At 35.4% G+C, this 17,934-nt stretch carries 15 protein-coding genes; 6 read left to right on the forward strand and 9 right to left on the reverse strand.

What is annotated here, in order from left to right:
• The first annotated feature begins 331 nt into the window (after positions 1-331).
• From F0365_RS08995 to F0365_RS09010, 4 genes are all read left to right on the forward strand, one after another.
• Positions 332-853, forward strand: coding sequence for an OmpH family outer membrane protein (locus F0365_RS08995; protein WP_169933392.1), 522 nt, complete (start codon positions 332-334; stop codon positions 851-853).
• A gap of 161 nt (positions 854-1,014) precedes the next feature.
• Positions 1,015-1,341 (forward strand): hypothetical protein, encoded by a 327-nt coding sequence (locus tag F0365_RS09000; RefSeq protein ID WP_169933393.1) that lies wholly within the window; start codon positions 1,015-1,017, stop codon positions 1,339-1,341.
• A 102-nt stretch (positions 1,342-1,443) separates the two neighbouring features.
• Positions 1,444-3,063 (forward strand): SulP family inorganic anion transporter, encoded by a 1,620-nt coding sequence (locus tag F0365_RS09005; protein ID WP_169933394.1) that lies wholly within the window; start codon positions 1,444-1,446, stop codon positions 3,061-3,063.
• A complete protein-coding gene (locus F0365_RS09010) occupies positions 3,063-3,692 on the forward strand; it encodes a carbonic anhydrase family protein (RefSeq protein WP_169933395.1) in 630 nt (209 codons plus the stop codon). The genes F0365_RS09005 and F0365_RS09010 overlap by 1 nt, the downstream gene beginning before the upstream one ends.
• 69 nt (positions 3,693-3,761) lie before the next feature.
• Here F0365_RS09010 and F0365_RS09015 read toward each other — a convergent pair whose 3' ends face one another.
• Both F0365_RS09015 and F0365_RS09020 read right to left on the reverse strand, forming a co-directional pair.
• Entirely contained in the window at positions 3,762-4,514 is a 753-nt protein-coding gene (locus F0365_RS09015) for a patatin-like phospholipase family protein (RefSeq protein ID WP_169933396.1), read from the reverse strand.
• On the reverse strand, positions 4,511-4,771 hold the full coding sequence (locus tag F0365_RS09020; protein WP_169933397.1) for a uroporphyrinogen decarboxylase: 261 nt from the start codon (positions 4,769-4,771) through the stop codon (positions 4,511-4,513). The genes F0365_RS09015 and F0365_RS09020 overlap by 4 nt, the downstream gene beginning before the upstream one ends.
• Before the next feature lie 232 nt (positions 4,772-5,003).
• Here F0365_RS09020 and F0365_RS09025 point away from each other — a divergent pair, with 232 nt between their 5' ends.
• Positions 5,004-5,576 carry a CopD family protein gene (locus F0365_RS09025; protein WP_240961578.1) on the forward strand — a complete coding sequence of 191 codons (573 nt, stop codon included), beginning with the start codon at positions 5,004-5,006 and terminating at the stop codon, positions 5,574-5,576.
• Positions 5,577-5,676: 100 nt separating this feature from the next.
• On the opposite strand, the gene F0365_RS09030 is transcribed toward F0365_RS09025, so the two are convergent.
• The 4 genes from F0365_RS09030 to F0365_RS09045 all read right to left on the reverse strand — a co-directional run bounded on the left by F0365_RS09030 (position 5,677) and on the right by F0365_RS09045 (position 11,820).
• Positions 5,677-6,414, reverse strand: coding sequence for a heavy-metal-associated domain-containing protein (locus F0365_RS09030; RefSeq protein ID WP_169933398.1), 738 nt, complete (start codon positions 6,412-6,414; stop codon positions 5,677-5,679).
• A complete protein-coding gene (locus tag F0365_RS09035; protein ID WP_169933399.1) occupies positions 6,414-7,136 on the reverse strand; it encodes an acetolactate decarboxylase in 723 nt (240 codons plus the stop codon). The genes F0365_RS09030 and F0365_RS09035 overlap by 1 nt, the downstream gene beginning before the upstream one ends.
• 530 nt (positions 7,137-7,666) lie before the next feature.
• Positions 7,667-8,485 (reverse strand): universal stress protein, encoded by an 819-nt coding sequence (locus tag F0365_RS09040; RefSeq protein ID WP_169933400.1) that lies wholly within the window; start codon positions 8,483-8,485, stop codon positions 7,667-7,669.
• A 683-nt stretch (positions 8,486-9,168) separates the two neighbouring features.
• A complete protein-coding gene (locus F0365_RS09045) occupies positions 9,169-11,820 on the reverse strand; it encodes a cation-translocating P-type ATPase (protein WP_169933401.1) in 2,652 nt (883 codons plus the stop codon).
• Positions 11,821-12,304: 484 nt separating this feature from the next.
• Between F0365_RS09045 and F0365_RS09050 the strand changes: the two genes are divergently transcribed.
• On the forward strand, positions 12,305-12,826 hold the full coding sequence (locus F0365_RS09050) for a hypothetical protein (RefSeq protein WP_169933402.1): 522 nt from the start codon (positions 12,305-12,307) through the stop codon (positions 12,824-12,826).
• Positions 12,827-14,200: 1,374 nt separating this feature from the next.
• Here F0365_RS09050 and F0365_RS09055 read toward each other — a convergent pair.
• The 3 genes from F0365_RS09055 to F0365_RS09065 form a co-directional block, all read right to left on the reverse strand.
• On the reverse strand, positions 14,201-14,869 hold the full coding sequence (locus tag F0365_RS09055) for an RluA family pseudouridine synthase (protein WP_169933403.1): 669 nt from the start codon (positions 14,867-14,869) through the stop codon (positions 14,201-14,203).
• A gap of 399 nt (positions 14,870-15,268) precedes the next feature.
• Positions 15,269-16,771 (reverse strand): aldehyde dehydrogenase family protein, encoded by a 1,503-nt coding sequence (locus F0365_RS09060; RefSeq protein WP_169933404.1) that lies wholly within the window; start codon positions 16,769-16,771, stop codon positions 15,269-15,271.
• Between the two features lie 218 nt (positions 16,772-16,989).
• Positions 16,990-17,823, reverse strand: a complete 834-nt coding sequence (locus F0365_RS09065) for a helix-turn-helix domain-containing protein (RefSeq protein WP_169933405.1) — start codon at positions 17,821-17,823, stop codon at positions 16,990-16,992.
• Between the last annotated feature and the right edge of the window lie 111 nt (positions 17,824-17,934).

Raw genomic sequence — 17,934 nt, forward strand, 5'->3', positions numbered from 1 at the left:
GGTTCCTAAACACAGGTTCTTTTTTTGCAATGTATCATCCATATATAGGAATGCCTTAATAGCTCTTTCTTGTTTTTGGTTACCTGTGCCGTTCTGAATATGTTTTTAAGAGATGGAGAGCCTAAGGCAACCTGTTCTTTGTATATAGTGTCTCAAGAGTTTCCGATATTGTTAGGGATTCCGCTTTCGCGAAAGCGAGATAAAAAGCAAGCATAACACTAATTAACGTTAAACGGTACAAAAGTGGTCCAATAGTTGAAAAGTGGTGGTGTGATATGTCCGAAAATCTAAAAAGACTTAACTATATTGCGCACCTTAATTTAAAGAGAAAATGAAAAAATTACTTTTAGTATTATTCCTAGCAGCAGGAACGGCGATGGCACAAACAGGTTATGTAGCTTCTGAAGCTCTTTTACAATCTATGCCAGAGTTTCAAACAGCTCAGCAGGAAATCAGCAAACTAGCAGCATCATTAAAAGCAGATGATACGAAGGCAGAAAACAATGTAAAAGAAAAAATGGCACTTCTTCAAGCTAAGGTTCAAGAATTACGTCAGACTGCGACAGATGAAGTGGCTTTTAATCAAGAATTAGAAATCTATAAGTCTCAGGCTTCCGCATTAGAGAATGAATTGCTGAATAGTAAAAAACTAGCTGAGTTAAAGTTAGGGGAAAAGCAAAATAAATTATTGACTCCACTTTCTAAGAAGCTCAACGAGGCTATTAAAAAAGTGGCTCTTGCTAGGGGTTACAATATTATAGTAGATCTTAGCGCCGTAGCTTACGCGACAGAAGAAGCTAATATCAGCAAGGCTGTAGCTTTAGAATTGGGTATTCCTGTTCCAACAGAATAAGATTTCCAGTTTTATTTATTTAAAAAGATCACTTCTAACGGAGTGATCTTTTTTTATGTTGCTTAGTGAAATAAAAGTTTATGTTAAAAAGCGGGTCATCCATAAGACTTATTTATGGTAATCATTATATTTGTTTATATATATCATAAGCAGTAATTCAATTGAAAAACTTATTTGCAAATCATAATTTTATAGGAAACATATTTGTTTTGCTTATTTGCGCTTTGTTTTTAGGACAACCTGTTGTTGAGGTGTGTTTAAATAGGAACTATGACGTGTCTATTTTAGACGTCGAGGTAGATGGAGTATCTGATGTGGAAGAGTACACGGACACCGATTTAGAAAACGAGAAGACCATTACTGATTTGTTATTATTTGAATCCAAAAACGGCTCATTTATTCCAGTTTATACAGTTGATTATACACCTCCTCTTTGGTGTGATTGCTCTCAGGAGATATTGATTCCGCCCCCGGAATTATTTGTCTAGAAGCAACTCGAGATCATTTTAAAACTTTATTTATCAAAGCATTGATTTGCAAGTCAAATCATGCTTCATGTTCCTGTTGTTTAAGGAACCATATCCCATTTTATGAATTCATCAAATCCGTTTAAAAATTTAAAAAAAGATATTCCAGCAAGTATTGTCGTGTTTTTTGTGGCATTACCACTTTGCTTAGGTATAGCACTAGCTAGTGGCGCACCGCCATTTGCTGGACTCATCTCTGGTATTATAGGAGGGATTCTTGTAGGTTCTTTGAGTGGTTCTCAATTGGGTGTAAGTGGTCCGGCCGCAGGGCTTGCAGCTATAGTGGCTGTCGCAATTACTGATTTGGGTGGTTTTGAGATCTTTTTAGTAGCCGTTGTTATAGGTGGTTTGATTCAAATCGTTTTTGGCCTTTTGAAATTAGGTATTATAGGGTATTATTTTCCTTCCTCTGTCATAAAAGGGATGCTTACTGGTATAGGGATCATCATATTTTTAAAGCAGATCCCACATTTTTTCGGACTAGATAAAGATCCAGAAGGCGACTGGAATTTCTTCCAGATAGATGGAGAAAATACCTTTAGTGAGATTTTAAGTATAGGAGAATATATCAGTCCAGGAGCTACACTAGTTGGGTGCATAGCACTTGCCATTTTATTGTTGTGGAGTAATGTGCTCCAAGAAAAATCAAAATTTTTTGAAATTATACAAGGTCCTTTAGTTGCTGTAGCTGTGGGTATTATTTATTATATCATCACTAGCGATGCAGTGTACTGGAATATATCAGAAGCGCATTTAGTAAATGTACCTGTCCCTGATGGTTTTGATTCCTTTATAGGGCAATTTAAATTTCCAGACTTCAGTCAGATAACTAATGTAGATGTGATTATTACAGGATTTACGATAGCCATAGTTGCTTCATTAGAAACATTATTATGTGTAGAGGCTACGGATAAGATAGATCCTCTTAAAAGAGTTACACCTACTAATAAAGAATTGATTGCTCAAGGAGTGGGAAATGTAGCATCTGGATTCATAGGAGGACTTCCTATTACACAAGTAATCGTTAGGAGTAGTGCAAATATTCAATCTGGTGGAAAAACTAAAATGAGTGCCATTTTGCACGGTTTCCTTTTATTAGCGTCGGTCATTTTAATACCGACTCTTATGAATAAAATTCCCTTATCAGTTCTTGCGGCTATATTGCTTATTGTAGGATATAAGCTAGCAAAGCCCAGTATATTTAAACAAATGTGGAGTTCTGGATGGCGTCAGTTTATTCCCTTTATTGTGACGGTACTATTGTTGCAATTTAATTTCTTACTAGGTGTAGGAGTAGGTCTGGCATTAGGAATTATCATCACACTTTTCCAAAGTTATCAAAACTCTCATTTTCTTCATGCTGTAGAAAGCGATGTATCAGGAAGACATATAGTTAAAATGGTTCTTGCAGAAGAGGTTACTTTCTTTAATAAAGCGACGATATTAAGAGAGCTAGATAACCTACCTAGAAACACTTATCTGGAATTGGATGTAAGTAATACCAGTTATCTGGATTATGATGTTGTAGAGATTCTAGATGATTTCAGAGAAAAAGCAATTTATAAGGAGATTGATATCAAATTGATTTCAGAAAGAGGAATAGTAGAAAACCCAGATAGTTTTATAGAATTCTTTAAATTGAGACCTAAGCAAGACAAATTTAAATTCAAAAGATATAAATAATGAAAGTACATACTAAAGAATCGCAAGCTACCATGACGCCGGAGAAAGCGTTGCAGTTTTTAACTGAAGGTAACGAGCGATTTCAAAACAACTTAAAAGCAAACCGAAATTTATTACAACAAATAAACGATACTCGCGATGGTCAGTTTCCTTTTGCGACCATTCTTAGTTGCATAGACTCACGTGTGTCGGCAGAGTTGGTTTTTGATCAAGGTTTAGGCGATATATTTAGTGTTCGTATTGCTGGTAATTTTGTAAACGAAGACATTTTAGGAAGTATGGAGTTTGCTTGTAAGCTTGCTGGGACGAAGCTTGTAGTGGTTTTAGGACATACCAGTTGTGGTGCTATAAAAGGAGCCTGTGATCATGCAAGACTAGGCAATCTTACCAAGCTTATAGAGAAAATAGAACCGGCAGTATACGCAGTAAACGAACCTCAAGAAGAAGCTTTACGCAATTCTAAAAATTTAGAGTTTGTAGACGCTGTTTCTGTAAAAAACGTAGAGCTTACTATTGAGAGAATACGCAAAGAAAGTCCCGTTTTAAAAGAACTAGAAGAAGATGGGGACATTAAAATAGTAGGGGCAATGTACGATATCGCTACTGGGGCTGTAGAGTTTTATAGTTAATAGCAGTTGTATTTTTGAGTTGTAATCATAGAGCCCTCCTATTATCATGGCGGGCTTTGTTGTTTATTTTCAATCAAAAATAGTTGTGTTTTTTAAATCTTGTAATGCTGACTTATAACCTATTTCAAATATATCTTTCATCGCTTTAAAGCTGAACAAGCCATAGTTAAATAAATCAGGCTCTATCAATAAATCACACTGACTAAATTTTATTTTGTCTTGCTGATACTGATTGATGGTGTAAGCCCTACCCGCCACATCGTAAGAGTGCTTGAGCTTTTGCTTTGTAAGATCTACTTTATTCACGTAGCTGCCTATTTTAAGGTCACAATCATCTAATAAGTCAATAGGAAAATTATTTAAAACACCACCGTCTACATAGGTGTTTCCTTCAATTTCTACTGGTGTGAATATTCCTGGAAAAGCAGCACTTGCCAGTATGGGTAAGTACAACTCGCCCTCTTTAAATATTCTGAGTTTTCCAGCATTAAGATCAGTAGCTGTCACCGTTAGCGGGATCTCTAAGGAATCAAAACTATTTTCAGGGATATAGGAAGCTAAATGATCTATAAAAACAGAAGAATTGATAAATCCAGCTTGTCCAAAAGCAAATATTTTAGGATCGAAGAGGTTGGATTTTTCAAAGAAATGAAAGATTTCTTCCATTCCTATTCCCTTTGCATAGAGGGCACCTACTAATGCTCCAGCACTTGTGCCAGATATTTGATTTACATTGATACTGTGCTCCTGAAGAGCTTTAATGACTCCAGCATGTGCGACACCTCTAACGCCACCACCAGAAAGTGCTAAACCTATTTTCATTTTCCCTCTTTTACTTGGTTGTGCTTCTCTTCTTTTTTTAAAAATAGGTAATACCCATTTACTATTAAAATGCCTGCATTAGTTACAATGATAGGCAGGTTAGGCGAGTCAAATAGAAATCCGTACAGTAGAAATAATACGCAACCTATGGAATTCACAGTGCGTAGAGTGATGATGTTTTTCATAAAGAAAGAAAATAGCACGACTGCACTTGCTGCATAACCTACTAGATCTAATGTTTCTGTACCTAATTCCATAACTTATACTTGAGTATGCAATAGTACCGCTTAAAAGTCATATAGTCAGTAAAGAGCTATTTGTAATCTTGTTTATTAAAACAGCCTTCTTTTTAAAATGATTACAAATAAAGAAAGCTTCTACTGTATTTATAGACCTATTTAATTCTTGTATTCCTGCTTTTTTAATAAAGAAAATCAGGCGTATAATCTTGTTATTTAATGACTAAATTTGTGGATTCACACCATGCTTATGCTTTATGTTACCGCGTTTATGGAAATTGATTTTTATCCTTATATAAAATCCTTGCACCTCATTTTTGTTGTTACTTGGTTTGCAGGACTGTTTTACATCCCTAGATTATTTGTCTATCAAATAGAAGCCCATGCAAAGCCAGAGCCTGAAAAAGGTATTTTACTTCAACAACTGAAGATCATGACGAGCAGGTTGTGGTATATCATTACGTGGCCTAGCGCTGTTCTTACGACAGTTTTTGCGATATGGTTACTTATTTTAAACCCTTATTGGTTGCAAGCTGCTTGGATGCAGGTAAAATTAGGTTTTGTGGTTTTACTCTTTATTTATCATATAAAAACTCATTTTATCCAAAAGGAATTACAAAATGATGTGGTCAAATGGACTTCTAATGGCATGCGCATCTACAATGAAGGTGCTACGCTTATTTTGTTTGCAGTAGTGTTTTTAGTCATTGTTAAGAGTGCGATCAACTGGATTTACGGTTTGATAGGACTTTTAGTTTTTGCTGTAATTTTGATGCTCCTTTTTAAGCTTTACAAAAGGCTTAGAGAAGGAAATAAGGAATAAATATCTTGTGATGATCTCGCTTTCGCGAAAGCGAGACAGTCCACAATTTTCTGTTTAGAAAGAAAATAGAAAGCGGTACAATGAACAATAAGATACACCTTTAGAATCCCTGCAACAACATAAAGACGGCCATAACGATCATGATTGCATTTTCCATAAAAGTAGCCTCAGTCATGGGTAATTTAAGCGCTGTTCCCAAACAGGCGCATGGAATAGATTTTTTATCTAGTAGTGTTTTTGTCACACCAATAGTAGTGATTCCTAAAATGATCAATGTAGCTATAAGGGCTATATCTATTTCAAATCGTATTAAAAACATAAATCCGAGTGCCGTTTCTAGAAAAGGATAGGCCCATCCATAAATCGGAATAATCTTAGCTAACGGATCATACATGGAAAAACTTTTTGAAAAGCCTTTTACATCTAGCATTTTAAAAAAGCTAAAAACGATAAAGAATAAACCCATAAAATCCAGCATGGCTTCGTCCCAGTTTTCTCTTTGATAGTTGAGCAGCACTGTTGCAACCGTCAAGTAACCTAATATAAGAAACAAGGGCAGTAGTTGTTCCCACTTAGACTTTCCCGATTTTATAATCGAGCTGGAACTCGAACTAGAATCAATAACCTCAGGCTTTGTCATTGCTGTAATTACGTATTTTTTAGGGAGTGCTTCTTGAATGGTTTTAATGCCTATGTGATATGCCATAAGAATAACAGCCTGCTCATTTTCTAAAGTAACCATGGCTTCTTTAACACCAGGAATAGCATTGAGCCTTTTTTCCACATCGCTGCGGCAACCATTACAGGTCATTCCAGATATTTGATAGGTATGTTTCATTAGATCTTTGGTAGATAAAGTTGTAAATCTACACCTATAAGTTGATCTATATGCCCTGCGATGGGATGTTCTTTATCTGTCTTAAAATGCATGTGTAAGAATGTGGTGTGGTGTGTATAAATCGCTTGGTGCTTTTCAGAATAGAAGCCTATAATCTCTACATCTTCCTCCTTTAAAATGCCATTTGATCCAGTTTCTTGGTGCTTTTTATGATTGTGCACGTTGTCACCTTTTGGCCAGTTGATCACATGCCAGTCTAAAGATATTGCTTTCCCCTTTAATAAAAACGGAAATGGTAGGTCGACATCTAACCCATTTTTGAGTGCGGCCTCTTTGATTTGCCTTTCTAGTTCTGCGTTATTAGAGAACGGATCCAGTTCAACTCCATAGTTCCATTCAGGAACTTGAGCATAGACTAGCAATGATGCTTTGTGATTAAAACTGGACGCTATCTCCACGTTGTTATTTGGGCCTGATTTACTCACATAAGAAACTCCATCAAACACTTGAATTTCTCCTTTGAGATGTTCTAATGCACCTAGAGCATACAGATGAGGTAATTGCTTTAAAGAATCTAGAGACATTGTTGCTTCTAAATTTCCAGACATCATATTTCTTAAGGCGCCCTGATGTTTTACGGTGCTGTCTGCGGTTGGTTGATCAGCACAACTTACCACACTCGTGGCGATAATTAGCAATAGTAAAAGTTTTAGTTTATTCATTTTTTAATTTTAAGGTATTGGACTAATGCAGTAGGGCGCTAATTCGTCACAGAAATTGTTTGAGATTGTACAAAGGTATCAGTACGTATTGCAATTGCTGCTTTTAAGGTTTGTTTTAGTTGCTATGGCATTTCAACTAATAGAATAAGCTCGTTCTCAAAATCAGTAAGCTGTACATCATGATTAGTTATAAAAATCCAGATAGCAACATAGATATGTGGAGCACTTTCTAAAAAGGTCCAAGCCTTTTCTAGTTGTAAATTCTCATGTCACAAAAGTAGTGATGGTTATTAAAACTAGTGTAGTAAACGTTAAACAAATAGATTGGGATTATTTTTATAGCTGTACAAGGATAAAAACCCTTAAAATCATTAGATTAAAAGGGTTTTGTTGTGGAATAAAAAGTGTTTGGGTTCCTTCTTAAGGGGGTGTTTTACCTGCTATCATTAATAGCATAAAGAAGAATTGCCTTCAATTATTTGTTTTAGCCAGTTTTCAGATATTCTAGTGACTTAGCGCTAGGATTCTTTTTAGATCTTAAAACTCATCACGGGAAGTGGGGAGCTGTTAGCGAGGTCTTCTGAGATACTTCCTCTAAAGAAATGTGAAAGTCCTTTTCTAGCATGTGTGCTTATCGCTATACAATCTGCTTGAGTTTCCTCTGCATATTGTAGCAAGCCGTCTTCAACCGTATATCCAGAAATAAAGTCCACTTGATCAGTACCCCCAAAAGCGGCAAATTGTTGTGTCATTTCTTTAAATTCTTTGGAGCTGATAAAGTCGGTGTGAGGTCTATTGACATACACAGCATGCAATTTGCTCTCTAAAGTAGAAAATATATTTACAGCTTTCTTATAAGCTGCCACGCTTGCTTCTGTCAGGTCTGTTGCAAAAATCACCGTATTTAGGTTAAAACTTTGTGGTTTTGATTTTACTGTTAGTACAGGAGTATTACTGTTTCTCACCATTTTTTCAGCATTTGATCCTGCAAAAACACCTTCGTGTGCCATCAATCCGTGTGATCCCATTATAATAAGATCTGCATTTACGTTTCGGGCCAATTCATCTACTTCTTTGTAAACCTTATGGTGTTTAATCATTGCTTCTACTTGAACTCCTTCTAGGTAGTCTTTATCAAGAAAAGGTTCAAATTTCTTTTTAGAAAGTGCCAGTAGAAACATCATTTCATTTTTATTGTCACTATCAGAGTGAGAGATCAATGAGTCTGATAATTCGAGCATGTGCAGCACATGTAAGGTAGCATTGTGTTTTTTAGCAAGCATAGCACCTATCTCTAAAGCGTATTCAGAATATTTTGAAAAGTCTACTGGTATAATAATGTTGTTCATGAGGTATAGTTTGGCCTAAATTTACTTCATTCTACAACCAATTTCTTCTAAACAGCATTGATATTTATCATAGGCTACTGGTACTTTTGAACATTATAGGAATCTTTCCATCAAGATTAAAAGCACGTAGAGCTGTAGCGTACAGTTGAAGATCTATTTAGTAACTGATGAAAAGCTTCTATAAAATAAAAGATATTTTGGCCTTTGGTGGAGTTAGAAATCAAGGAAGCGTTCCTCAAAGGTCTGGTATACACCTTTCTTTGATTGCGATCTTTAGAAAGTGCGCCGGAAGAATTCCTGTGGCTGTATAAAAGAAACACCTGCTCGTAGGAGTTAGTTGTCTTTGTAGCGTTGGAGGGTTGGGGGCGCAGTGGTGGTTATTTGACCATTACCCGTCCACTCAAATAGCCTTCCATTATAGTGATATTAGAAATGGTAAAATTAGACAGGCTGTTTGATGAAACCTATCTTTCTAGTATGGGTGAAATAAGTAAAAGAAATCAGCATAGAAAAGCTCCTAGAATCAAGTGCTCGAATCTAGGAGGCTAATATTATAGTGTCTTAAAATTAAAGAAGAAAAGTGTAGTTTTTACCTCAGTTCTTTGCTGGCCGTTGACGTACTGTCGTAAAATAGCATTTCTAAAGTTTACCTTTAAAGACTTACTTTCTATCTCTTTTTTAATTTAATCAATGACTCTAATGGCTCTTTTTAACAATTGTATTAATAGAACAGGCGCAAAACTTGTACCCACTATTATTAACCAAATAGTTGTATCAAGCGTCTGAAGGTCGAGTATTTCATTAAGCGGAGCTACTATATAAAAAACTGCCATAATGATTATACACAATAGCAAAGCGTACCACACGAATGCATTACGGGTAATCTCATTTCTTATAAAAGATGTTTTATAAGAAGATAAATTGAAAACATGCCACAATTGAGCTAATGCAAGACTAAAGAAAGTAATGTTGTTACAAATTTCATGCTCGTATTTAAGGTAATAACTACAATACCAGCTTACCAACATAATAGGCAATGCCATTAAGAAGGCATATACGATTATACGTACCCAATCCTTTTTGACAACAATGGCTTCTGCGGGATTTCGTGGACGATTTTTCATGATCAGTACATTGCCTTTACTCACTCCCAGTGCCAATGCTGGGAAAATATCGGTAACTAAGTTGAGAAACAGAATCTGCAAAGGAAGAATTGAGAAGGAGAAGTTCAACAAGCCATAACCAAAAATGATAAAAATTTCACTCAAATTGCAAGAGAGCAAATACACTAAAAAGCGTTTAATGTTTTCAAAGATTGCCCTGCCTTGTTCGATGGCTGAGACAATAGAACTAAAAGAATCGTCTTTCAGTACCATTTCAGCAGTTTCTTTTGCTACCTGAGTACCTTTCAGCCCCATCGCAATTCCGATGTCTGCTTTTTTTAATGCCGGGGCATCGTTTATACCGTCACCAGTCATGGCGACAATATCCCCTCTTTTTTGGTAAAGGCTAACCATATCTAACTTCTGTTTGGGATTTACTCTTGCAAATATGGTGGCGGCAAATAAATTCTTTTCGGGCTGATTACTTTCCAATTCCTTGCCATTGATAACGAGGTTTTCTTTGTCGGATAATTTTATTTTTTCAGCGATATGAAGAGCAGTGGCGGGATGGTCCCCCGTAATCATTATCACTTTTATACCGGCATCTCTACAAGATTGCAATGCACCGACTACATCCATTCTTGGAGGATCTAAAAACCCGATAAAACCGGCAAAAGTTAAATCTTGCAAGAAATTATCGATTGGGATACTAGCACCTTTCTTGAACGCAAAAGCAAGTACGCGTGTGCCTTGTGCCTGTATTTTTTCTGCTTTTTGTAAAAATATTTTTTTCTCCTTTTCAGTTAATTTTTCTAGGGTATCTCCCTTACTGTACCTAGTACATTTTTCTATGAGCACTTCTACAGCTCCCTTAGCAGCTACAAAGTTAGTGCTGCCATTTTTATGCAAGGTTCCCATTAGTTTAGTCTCAGAGCTAAACGCTTCCTCTGCCACACGGGGATACTGTTTGTTGATTTTGTCGGAATCGATGTTGTTATCAGCTACAAATTGCAACAATGCAATTTCTATCGGGTCACCTAATTGTTTTTTATCATTTTCTTTTTCATAGATCACCGCATTGTTGCATAGGGTAGAGATCAGAAGCAGTTGGTCCATAATCGCTCTATTATTATTAGCGCCTATTTTATTTTTCTCAACAGCTATGGACTCATCAAAAATGCAAATATCGCTGACTTCAATATTATTTTCAGTAAGTGTTCCAGTTTTATCAGTAAAAATGGTATTGATACCTCCGAGGGTTTCCACTGCTGCTAATCTTTTTATTAATACATTTTTTTTGGCCATACGCAGCATTCCATATGTTAATGCAATGGTGGCTACGATGGGCAGTCCTTCGGGAATGGCCGCCACAGCTAGTGCTAGTGACGTTTCAACAATGAGGTAGATATCCTTACCTTGAATAGCCCCTGTAACAATAAAAATTAACGCAAACACACTTGTAATCCAAATTAGTTTTTTTGTAAGACCCTGTAGTTTTTGTTCAAGTGGTGTACTACTTTGCTCTGCAGATTCTACCAGAGATGTAATTTTACCCAATTCAGTGTACATGCCTGTACCCGTTATAATGGCCTTAGCATTGCCATTTACAACAGCTGTGCCTTTAAAAATCATATTGGTCTGTGCTGCTGTAGGAGTGTTTTTTTTAAGTGATTCCAGCTTTTTGGTTACTGGTAAAGATTCACCTGTCAGCGCTGATTCGTCTGCTTCGAGTTGATGAAGTTCAAATAAGCGACCATCAGCAGGTACCATATCCCCTGCTTCTAACAGCACAATATCGCCGGGTACAATCCTTTCGGAGGGGATTTCAACTATCGAGTTATCTCTTATAACTTTTGAAACACTAACATCCATCTGTTTTAAAGCACTCATGGATCTGCGTGCCTGTAATTCCATAAAAAAGCCTAAGGCTGCGGTAATAAATAGTACTGCAATAACGGAAAATCCTTCCAACCAATGTTGGAAAAAAAAGGAAAGTGTTGCAGCCACAACCAACAATAAAATAATAGGACTTTTGAATTGAGCAAGAAGGATTAAAAAGATGCTTTTTTGTTTTTGTGCTTTGTAGCTATTTAAACCATAGTCTTTAATTCCTTTTTGTACCTGTTGCTCTGTTAATCCACTTTGTTGATTTGCCTGAAGAAGTTGAGCAATTTTTTCTATATCCTCCGAATGAGGAAATTCAATTGGATAGAAGCTGTTTTTATTTTTCATTTTGGTTACTCCTTGTCTAGGTGATTGTGTTGGGACTAAAATATTTGCTGCAAATACTTGTAATTAAATTAGTTACATACGTACTAAAATACCACATAACCACAATTATTTAATGAATAAACACTTGTTTTTACAACTTTGATTTATTTCTTTTGCCTGAAGGACAATTATATCCAAGGCAGTGATGAATCAAATCAAAGCTGATTTTTACACTCCATAGTCCGGGTTGTTTCTAGCCTATGAGTTCAACAGCACGATAAATATTACAGCTGGAATAGAAAAAGCTTTGATCGATCTTACCATAAAAAAAAGCGCAGTTCTTTTGGAGAAAGTTCTTTGGCTATGTATTTTAGGTAAATACAGATTCGGTCGTGAACAGTTGATTTTAAATAGCTGTCTATATTTTGACTTAGGATTATTTTGCTATTAAAGAGATAGTAGTGGTAAAAGTCTTGTCTGGAGAAACACCAAAAAATAATTAGCAATGTCTAGTAATAATAAAGCTCCTAAAAAAAGAATAGAATATCGCGGTAAAAATATCCGAGCCTCTAGAACAGGAGGCATTTCTGTTACAGAAACAATTTCAGAAGACGGTTATGGGGCTACCATAAACACCAATCACGGACTAAGATTACATAAAAAGCTGTTTAAAGGCGCGAGAATGGGCTTTCAGCGTGGAAACTTCCAATTTATAGGAAGGTATAAAAGTGGTCCATTTAACTTTAATATTTCAAAAGGTGGAGTTAGCACTTCCATAAAAAATAAAAGAGGCTCTTATAACCTCTTTAAACCAAATTACTCTAGTTTTAAATTGGCTGGTGTCCAAGTAAGAGGTAAAAATGCAGCTGCCCTTCAATTAATAGGTATCGTATGGAGTCTTGTCGCAACTGTTTTTAAACTTTTATGGCATATAGGAGTTGCTGCATTATGGTTGGTATTCTTAACCATAAAATGGGTTGTAGATTTTGTGATAGGATTCTATAACGGATATAAATCTAGCGGTTAGTGGTTCGAGAAAAGTGGATGGTCAAGGGGTTAAAAGGTTTTTAAAAATGAAATCAACTTGTCTTTTATTAGGGTCTAATTCTTGAGCATAGGACCATTAATCAGAGTGATGCATCAAATTACAGAAAATAGTTTTTATAATTACCTCAGTTCTTCTTAAGTTTAATTCCTTTTAAATTTGGTTATAAATCAGAAAGAAAAAAAGAGGGAATTAAGGATGTTATAAACGGTGAAGCCTAGACTTTGACAACATTGATAAGACTCTCTGCTTTTACGACTAAATCAGTTTTCCAATGGTCTATCCTATATGAACAGAAGAAATTAATCCAAATTTATTGTCCTTCATTTTCAATGATTACGGGAACATTTTGCCTACGATACCCTTTGTTTACATCCAATTCAAAACCTGTTTCTTTCCATTGATATTTAGGATACTTTTCGTTGTGTCTTTTTAAATTTTCCTTTCTATTGTTATTATTTTTTACAATAACTTTTTCTAAAACCGGTTGTATTTCGTTGATTTTCGTATCAGTGAGTTCAGTCGGTTCAGCCTCTTTAAAAATTCGATACCAACTGTGATCAAATGGGAGTATCCTAAAGTGAGATGCAATTACTTTTCAACCGTTCCTTTCGTTTCGGACTGCGTAGTTTCTTTATTTTCGGCATTTTGTTTACAGCTCGAAATTATTATTAGAATTGTTACTATAAAAACCTTTACAAGGTTTTTCTTAAATGTTTGGCAAGCTTGTTTTTTATTTTCACCCTTAAGAAAGGAGTTAATTATACTTACTAAGTAACAATAGGAAAACTAAAACCTTGTTTTGAATACCAGTTCCTTTGCGCGTATCAGTCCTCTTGTCTTTCTTAGGTTGCTTTAGTAGCATTTGAAACACAAGGAACTACTTTCTATTAAAGCTGATAGTCATTGCAACACTTGTTAATCAATTCTTATTTACAAGAAATAATACTTACAAACGCGAAAAATTGTTCAGATGTTATTGGTATCGATGTATCAAAAGTAACCATCGATGCACATATTCATAATTGATCGGTACACCCTGTGTTTCAAATACCCCTAAAGGTTACAAGCCACTTTTTTTTGTACAAAAGCTTACCTAGAGGATCAGGTCTATTTTTTGATGTTTTGAGAATACAGACCATTTATCTACAAATCTTAGTGTTTATCTTTCAGAACATGGTTTAGATGATGTTGAAGAATGCCCTTTAGTCATCCAGCCATCTTTAGGTGCTATTAGAACAAATAGACAGGGTTTTAACCTTCAAGTATGCCATAGGATTTTGACAGTTTATACAGCGTAGTTTTTTATGAAGTGTTTTTTAAATTATGGAATTTACCTGATTGTAGCCGTAAAATTTAGATTTTTGTAAACTTCCAAAAATCGTTTTTTGGAACAGGAGCTTCGTAGGTTCTAAAGTCATTGGAATCAGTGACTTGATAGGTTAATTTCCAAGCATGTAGGCAAATTGATAAAGGGAGGTATTCTTGATTTGAACCATACTTTTCATCACCTATAATAGGGAATTCCATATGTGCTAACTGGGCTCTTATTTGATGGAACCGACCAGTTTTAGGTTTTATTTCTAAAAGATAGCCAAAACTGTTTTCATCTATAACTTGATAGGAAAGAATGCATTTTAGAGATTCTTTAGATTTTAAAGGCACTATATCGGCTCTTTTTTCTAGGTTGTTTTTTACAAGAAAATTAGTCAAGGTTTTTTTGTTCTTTAACGGCTTTTTTCCGACAATTGCCAAATACGTTTTTTGAACTTTTCGGGTACTAAACAGATCATTGAATTCCACAAGAATACTTTTCTTTTTTGCAAAAACCAACACCCCACTTGTCACGCGATCTAATCTATGTATAACCCCAATATAAGGCTTTTGTTTATTTTTTAAAAGGTGATTCACAACTTGATCCTCTACAGTGTGATTCTCATAAGGACTTTTTTCACTAATAAGTCCAGCCATTTTGTTCACGACTATATAATCGTTGTTTTCTTGTATTACTTCAAGGTTGGGCATTAGCAGTAGTTTTCTTTTTAAATTTTACTAGGGTATTCTTACTTTACCTAATTTCAAGTGATTACAGCTATCTGATTTTGTTGACTTCAATAAAATAATGATCATCAAAATTGACATAAAGCACGCTTCTTTATCATTACGGCTTTAATCTTTTGCAGCTCTCTTAAAGCAATACGTAATTATTTAGAGTCAATGTTAGACTATTTTAGTTTTTTTAGTCAGCGATAAAAATACATTAACTTAATGATTTTACAAAAATCACAAGCTGCTGTATTCAAATAAGATATTTTTTTTTCATTTAAGTAGAAGTTTTAAAATAGGTTATTTGCAGCTTAAGTTATAAACCAAAAAACCCCAGATTTTTCTGGGGTTGTCATTGAAGTTAAATGGCACTTATAATTAAAAGAGTCCCATAGGTTTCTTGTCATAAGAGACCAGCATGTTTTTTACAACACGGTAATGATCTAATGCCATTTTATGGTTTTCACGACCGAATCCTGAATCTTTTACACCGCCAAAAGGAGCGTGGGCGGGATAAGTATTGTATTGATTTACCCAAACTCTACCAGCTTGAATAGCACGTGGAACTTGGAATAATTCATGAGCATCGCGAGACCAAACACCTGCTCCTAAGCCGTAAGGGGTATCATTAGCGATAGCTATTGCTTCTTCTGTAGAGCTAAATGTAGTCAATGCTACAACTGGGCCGAAAATTTCTTCTTGAAATACACGCATGTCGTTTGTTCCTCTCAACACTGTTGGTTGTACATAGTATCCTCCAGAAAGATCACCTTCATGGTTACCAGCTTCTCCACCGGCTAAAACAACGGCACCTTCTTCTTTACCGATATTAATATAGTCAAGAATCTTTTCACATTGTGCTTTAGAAACTTGAGAACCGATCATTGTTTCTGGATCTAGAGGGTTACCTGCTTTAACTAGCTTTAAGCGTTCTTGCATCTTGTCTATGAAAAGATCAGCAATGTCTTCGTGAACTAGAATACGAGAAGGTGTCGTACAGATCTCTCCTTGGTTAAGAGCAAACATCAAAGCACCTTCAATAGATTTACTAAAGAATTCGTCATCTTGCTCTGCTACTGATGGAAAGAACACATTAGGAGATTTCCCACCTAATTCCATAGTTACAGGAATGATATTTTCTGCTGCATTGTGGTATACTTTACGACCTGTTTCTGTAGAGCCAGTGAAGGAAAGTTTAGCTATGCGTTTAGATGTCGCTAAAGCTTGACCAGCTTCGTCACCAAAACCAGTTACAATGTTTAATACGCCTGCAGGTAATATATCACCAATGAGTTCCATTAAAACAATAACGCTGGTAGGCGTTTGTTCTGCTGGTTTTACAACTGCTGTGCAACCTGCTGCTAGAGCTGGCGCGATTTTCCAAGCTAACATGAGCATTGGGAAGTTCCATGGAATGATTTCTCCAACAACACCAATAGGCTCGTTTAATACGATGCTTAATGTATTTTTGTCGTGTTCTGAAATACTTCCTTCGTCTGCACGAATAACTCCTGCAAAATAGCGAAAATGATCAATGCAGTAAGGGATATCTGCTGCACGAGCTTCACGAATTGGTTTTCCATTATCAATGGTCTCTAAAGTTGCCAGATACTCAAGGTTATCTTCCATTACCTGCGCAATCTTTAATAGCATATTGCTTCGTTCTGCAGCTGAAGAGCTACTCCACGAGGGAAACGCTTCATGTGCAGCGTCTAAAGCCAGATCGACATCTTCTTGAGTGGAACGAGCCGCCTGTGTAAATACCTTGCCGTCTACAGGAGATACGTTATCGAAATACTGACCTTTTACAGGAGCAACGAAGTTACCACCAATAAAATTCCCATATCTTTCTTTAAATACAGGTTTAGTTACATTTGCCATAATTGTATGTTTTAAATTTTATTATTAAGGAATGCTTATCTAAATACAAGCATTTTTAATTCTGATGCAAATGTATGGCTAGCGCTTACTTGTGAAGTTATTCATAAGGGTCAGTAGCTTATGAAAAAAGTTCAGTATAAGGTTTTTTTAAATAAAAAGATATGATTATTATTTTTAAAACACTGAAATATAGCTATTTAAAATAAAAAATATTAATTTTAAAGATCTGTTGGACTAATTCCGAACTTTTTTTTGAAAGCTATACTAAAGTTAGACAGGTTATTATAGCCCATATCTAAATAAATATCAGACGCTTTTAAATCACCTCCTTGCAGTAGTTCTTTTGCTTTTTGTAGGCGCCTGTTTTGAAGCCATTTCCCGGGAGGTTCTTTATATTCGGAAGTAAAATGACGTTTAAAAGTTGATAGACTCATATTGCAGAGAAAAGCAATTTCTTCCAGTTTTAAGTTGGAATTTACATTGCTTTCTACGACATTTATAAACGGTGAAACTTCTTTAGAGATTAATGAGTGCAAGTAGTATTCAAAAGTAGAACCGTACTTGTTGAGCAAATACAACATAATTTCTTCAAATTTTAAAACCAATAAAGCATCACTATAACTATGATCTGTAAAGGTGTAAGACGATAAAGAATTAATGAAAGCAGCAATATAATCATCATTTTCAATCACAAAATAGGGCACATCTTCTTTATATGGCTTAACATCGTTAGTGTACTTACTTAAGAAATCGGTTAGTTTTTTTTCAGAAAAGAAGAAAAGTTTGCAGTAGTAAGCGGCTTCAGTGTCTAATAACTCCGTCCAAAGCCAATTTCCTTTTTTAAGCAACAAAGATTGGGCTTTATTTACGGCAACCGATGTGCCAGCAAAATGTACCTGCTTTTTACCAACTTGTAGAAAGCTAAACATATTCATGCTTAAATTGACTTTACTTTTTACGACATCGCTCGACATCTTAAAATCGTAGACAAAGATGTCTTGAGTAGTCTTTTTATTCTGAAAATAAATTTCAGGTATGTTTTCTATTGGCATTTGTTTTTTTTCTTCTTTTAGATATTGGTTCGTTTAACAATAGGTAGCTGATAGCGTTCTATTTTTGATCAAGTTACAAGAAAATTAAAGGGATACTAACCTTAAATTTAC

It is taken from the genome of Nonlabens sp. Ci31 (assembly GCF_012974865.1).
GTDB lineage: Bacteria > Bacteroidota > Bacteroidia > Flavobacteriales > Flavobacteriaceae > Nonlabens.

Bases quoted from the DNA above. Each gene is read 5' to 3' on its own strand.
- F0365_RS09050 (WP_169933402.1), top strand. From the start codon at position 12,305: ATGTCTAGTAATAATAAAGCTCCTAAAAAAAGAATAGAATATCGCGGT.
- F0365_RS09020 (WP_169933397.1), bottom strand. From the start codon at position 4,771: ATGGAATTAGGTACAGAAACATTAGATCTAGTAGGTTATGCAGCAAGT.
- F0365_RS09045 (WP_169933401.1), bottom strand. From the start codon at position 11,820: ATGAAAAATAAAAACAGCTTCTATCCAATTGAATTTCCTCATTCGGAG.
- F0365_RS09055 (WP_169933403.1), bottom strand. From the start codon at position 14,869: ATGCCCAACCTTGAAGTAATACAAGAAAACAACGATTATATAGTCGTG.
- F0365_RS09005 (WP_169933394.1), top strand. From the start codon at position 1,444: ATGAATTCATCAAATCCGTTTAAAAATTTAAAAAAAGATATTCCAGCA.
- F0365_RS09040 (WP_169933400.1), bottom strand. From the start codon at position 8,485: ATGAACAACATTATTATACCAGTAGACTTTTCAAAATATTCTGAATAC.
- F0365_RS09010 (WP_169933395.1), top strand. From the start codon at position 3,063: ATGAAAGTACATACTAAAGAATCGCAAGCTACCATGACGCCGGAGAAA.
- F0365_RS08995 (WP_169933392.1), top strand. From the start codon at position 332: ATGAAAAAATTACTTTTAGTATTATTCCTAGCAGCAGGAACGGCGATG.
- F0365_RS09030 (WP_169933398.1), bottom strand. From the start codon at position 6,414: ATGAAACATACCTATCAAATATCTGGAATGACCTGTAATGGTTGCCGC.
- F0365_RS09035 (WP_169933399.1), bottom strand. From the start codon at position 7,136: ATGAATAAACTAAAACTTTTACTATTGCTAATTATCGCCACGAGTGTG.
- F0365_RS09065 (WP_169933405.1), bottom strand. From the start codon at position 17,823: ATGCCAATAGAAAACATACCTGAAATTTATTTTCAGAATAAAAAGACT.
- F0365_RS09025 (WP_240961578.1), top strand. From the start codon at position 5,004: ATGCTTTATGTTACCGCGTTTATGGAAATTGATTTTTATCCTTATATA.
- F0365_RS09060 (WP_169933404.1), bottom strand. From the start codon at position 16,771: ATGGCAAATGTAACTAAACCTGTATTTAAAGAAAGATATGGGAATTTT.
- F0365_RS09015 (WP_169933396.1), bottom strand. From the start codon at position 4,514: ATGAAAATAGGTTTAGCACTTTCTGGTGGTGGCGTTAGAGGTGTCGCA.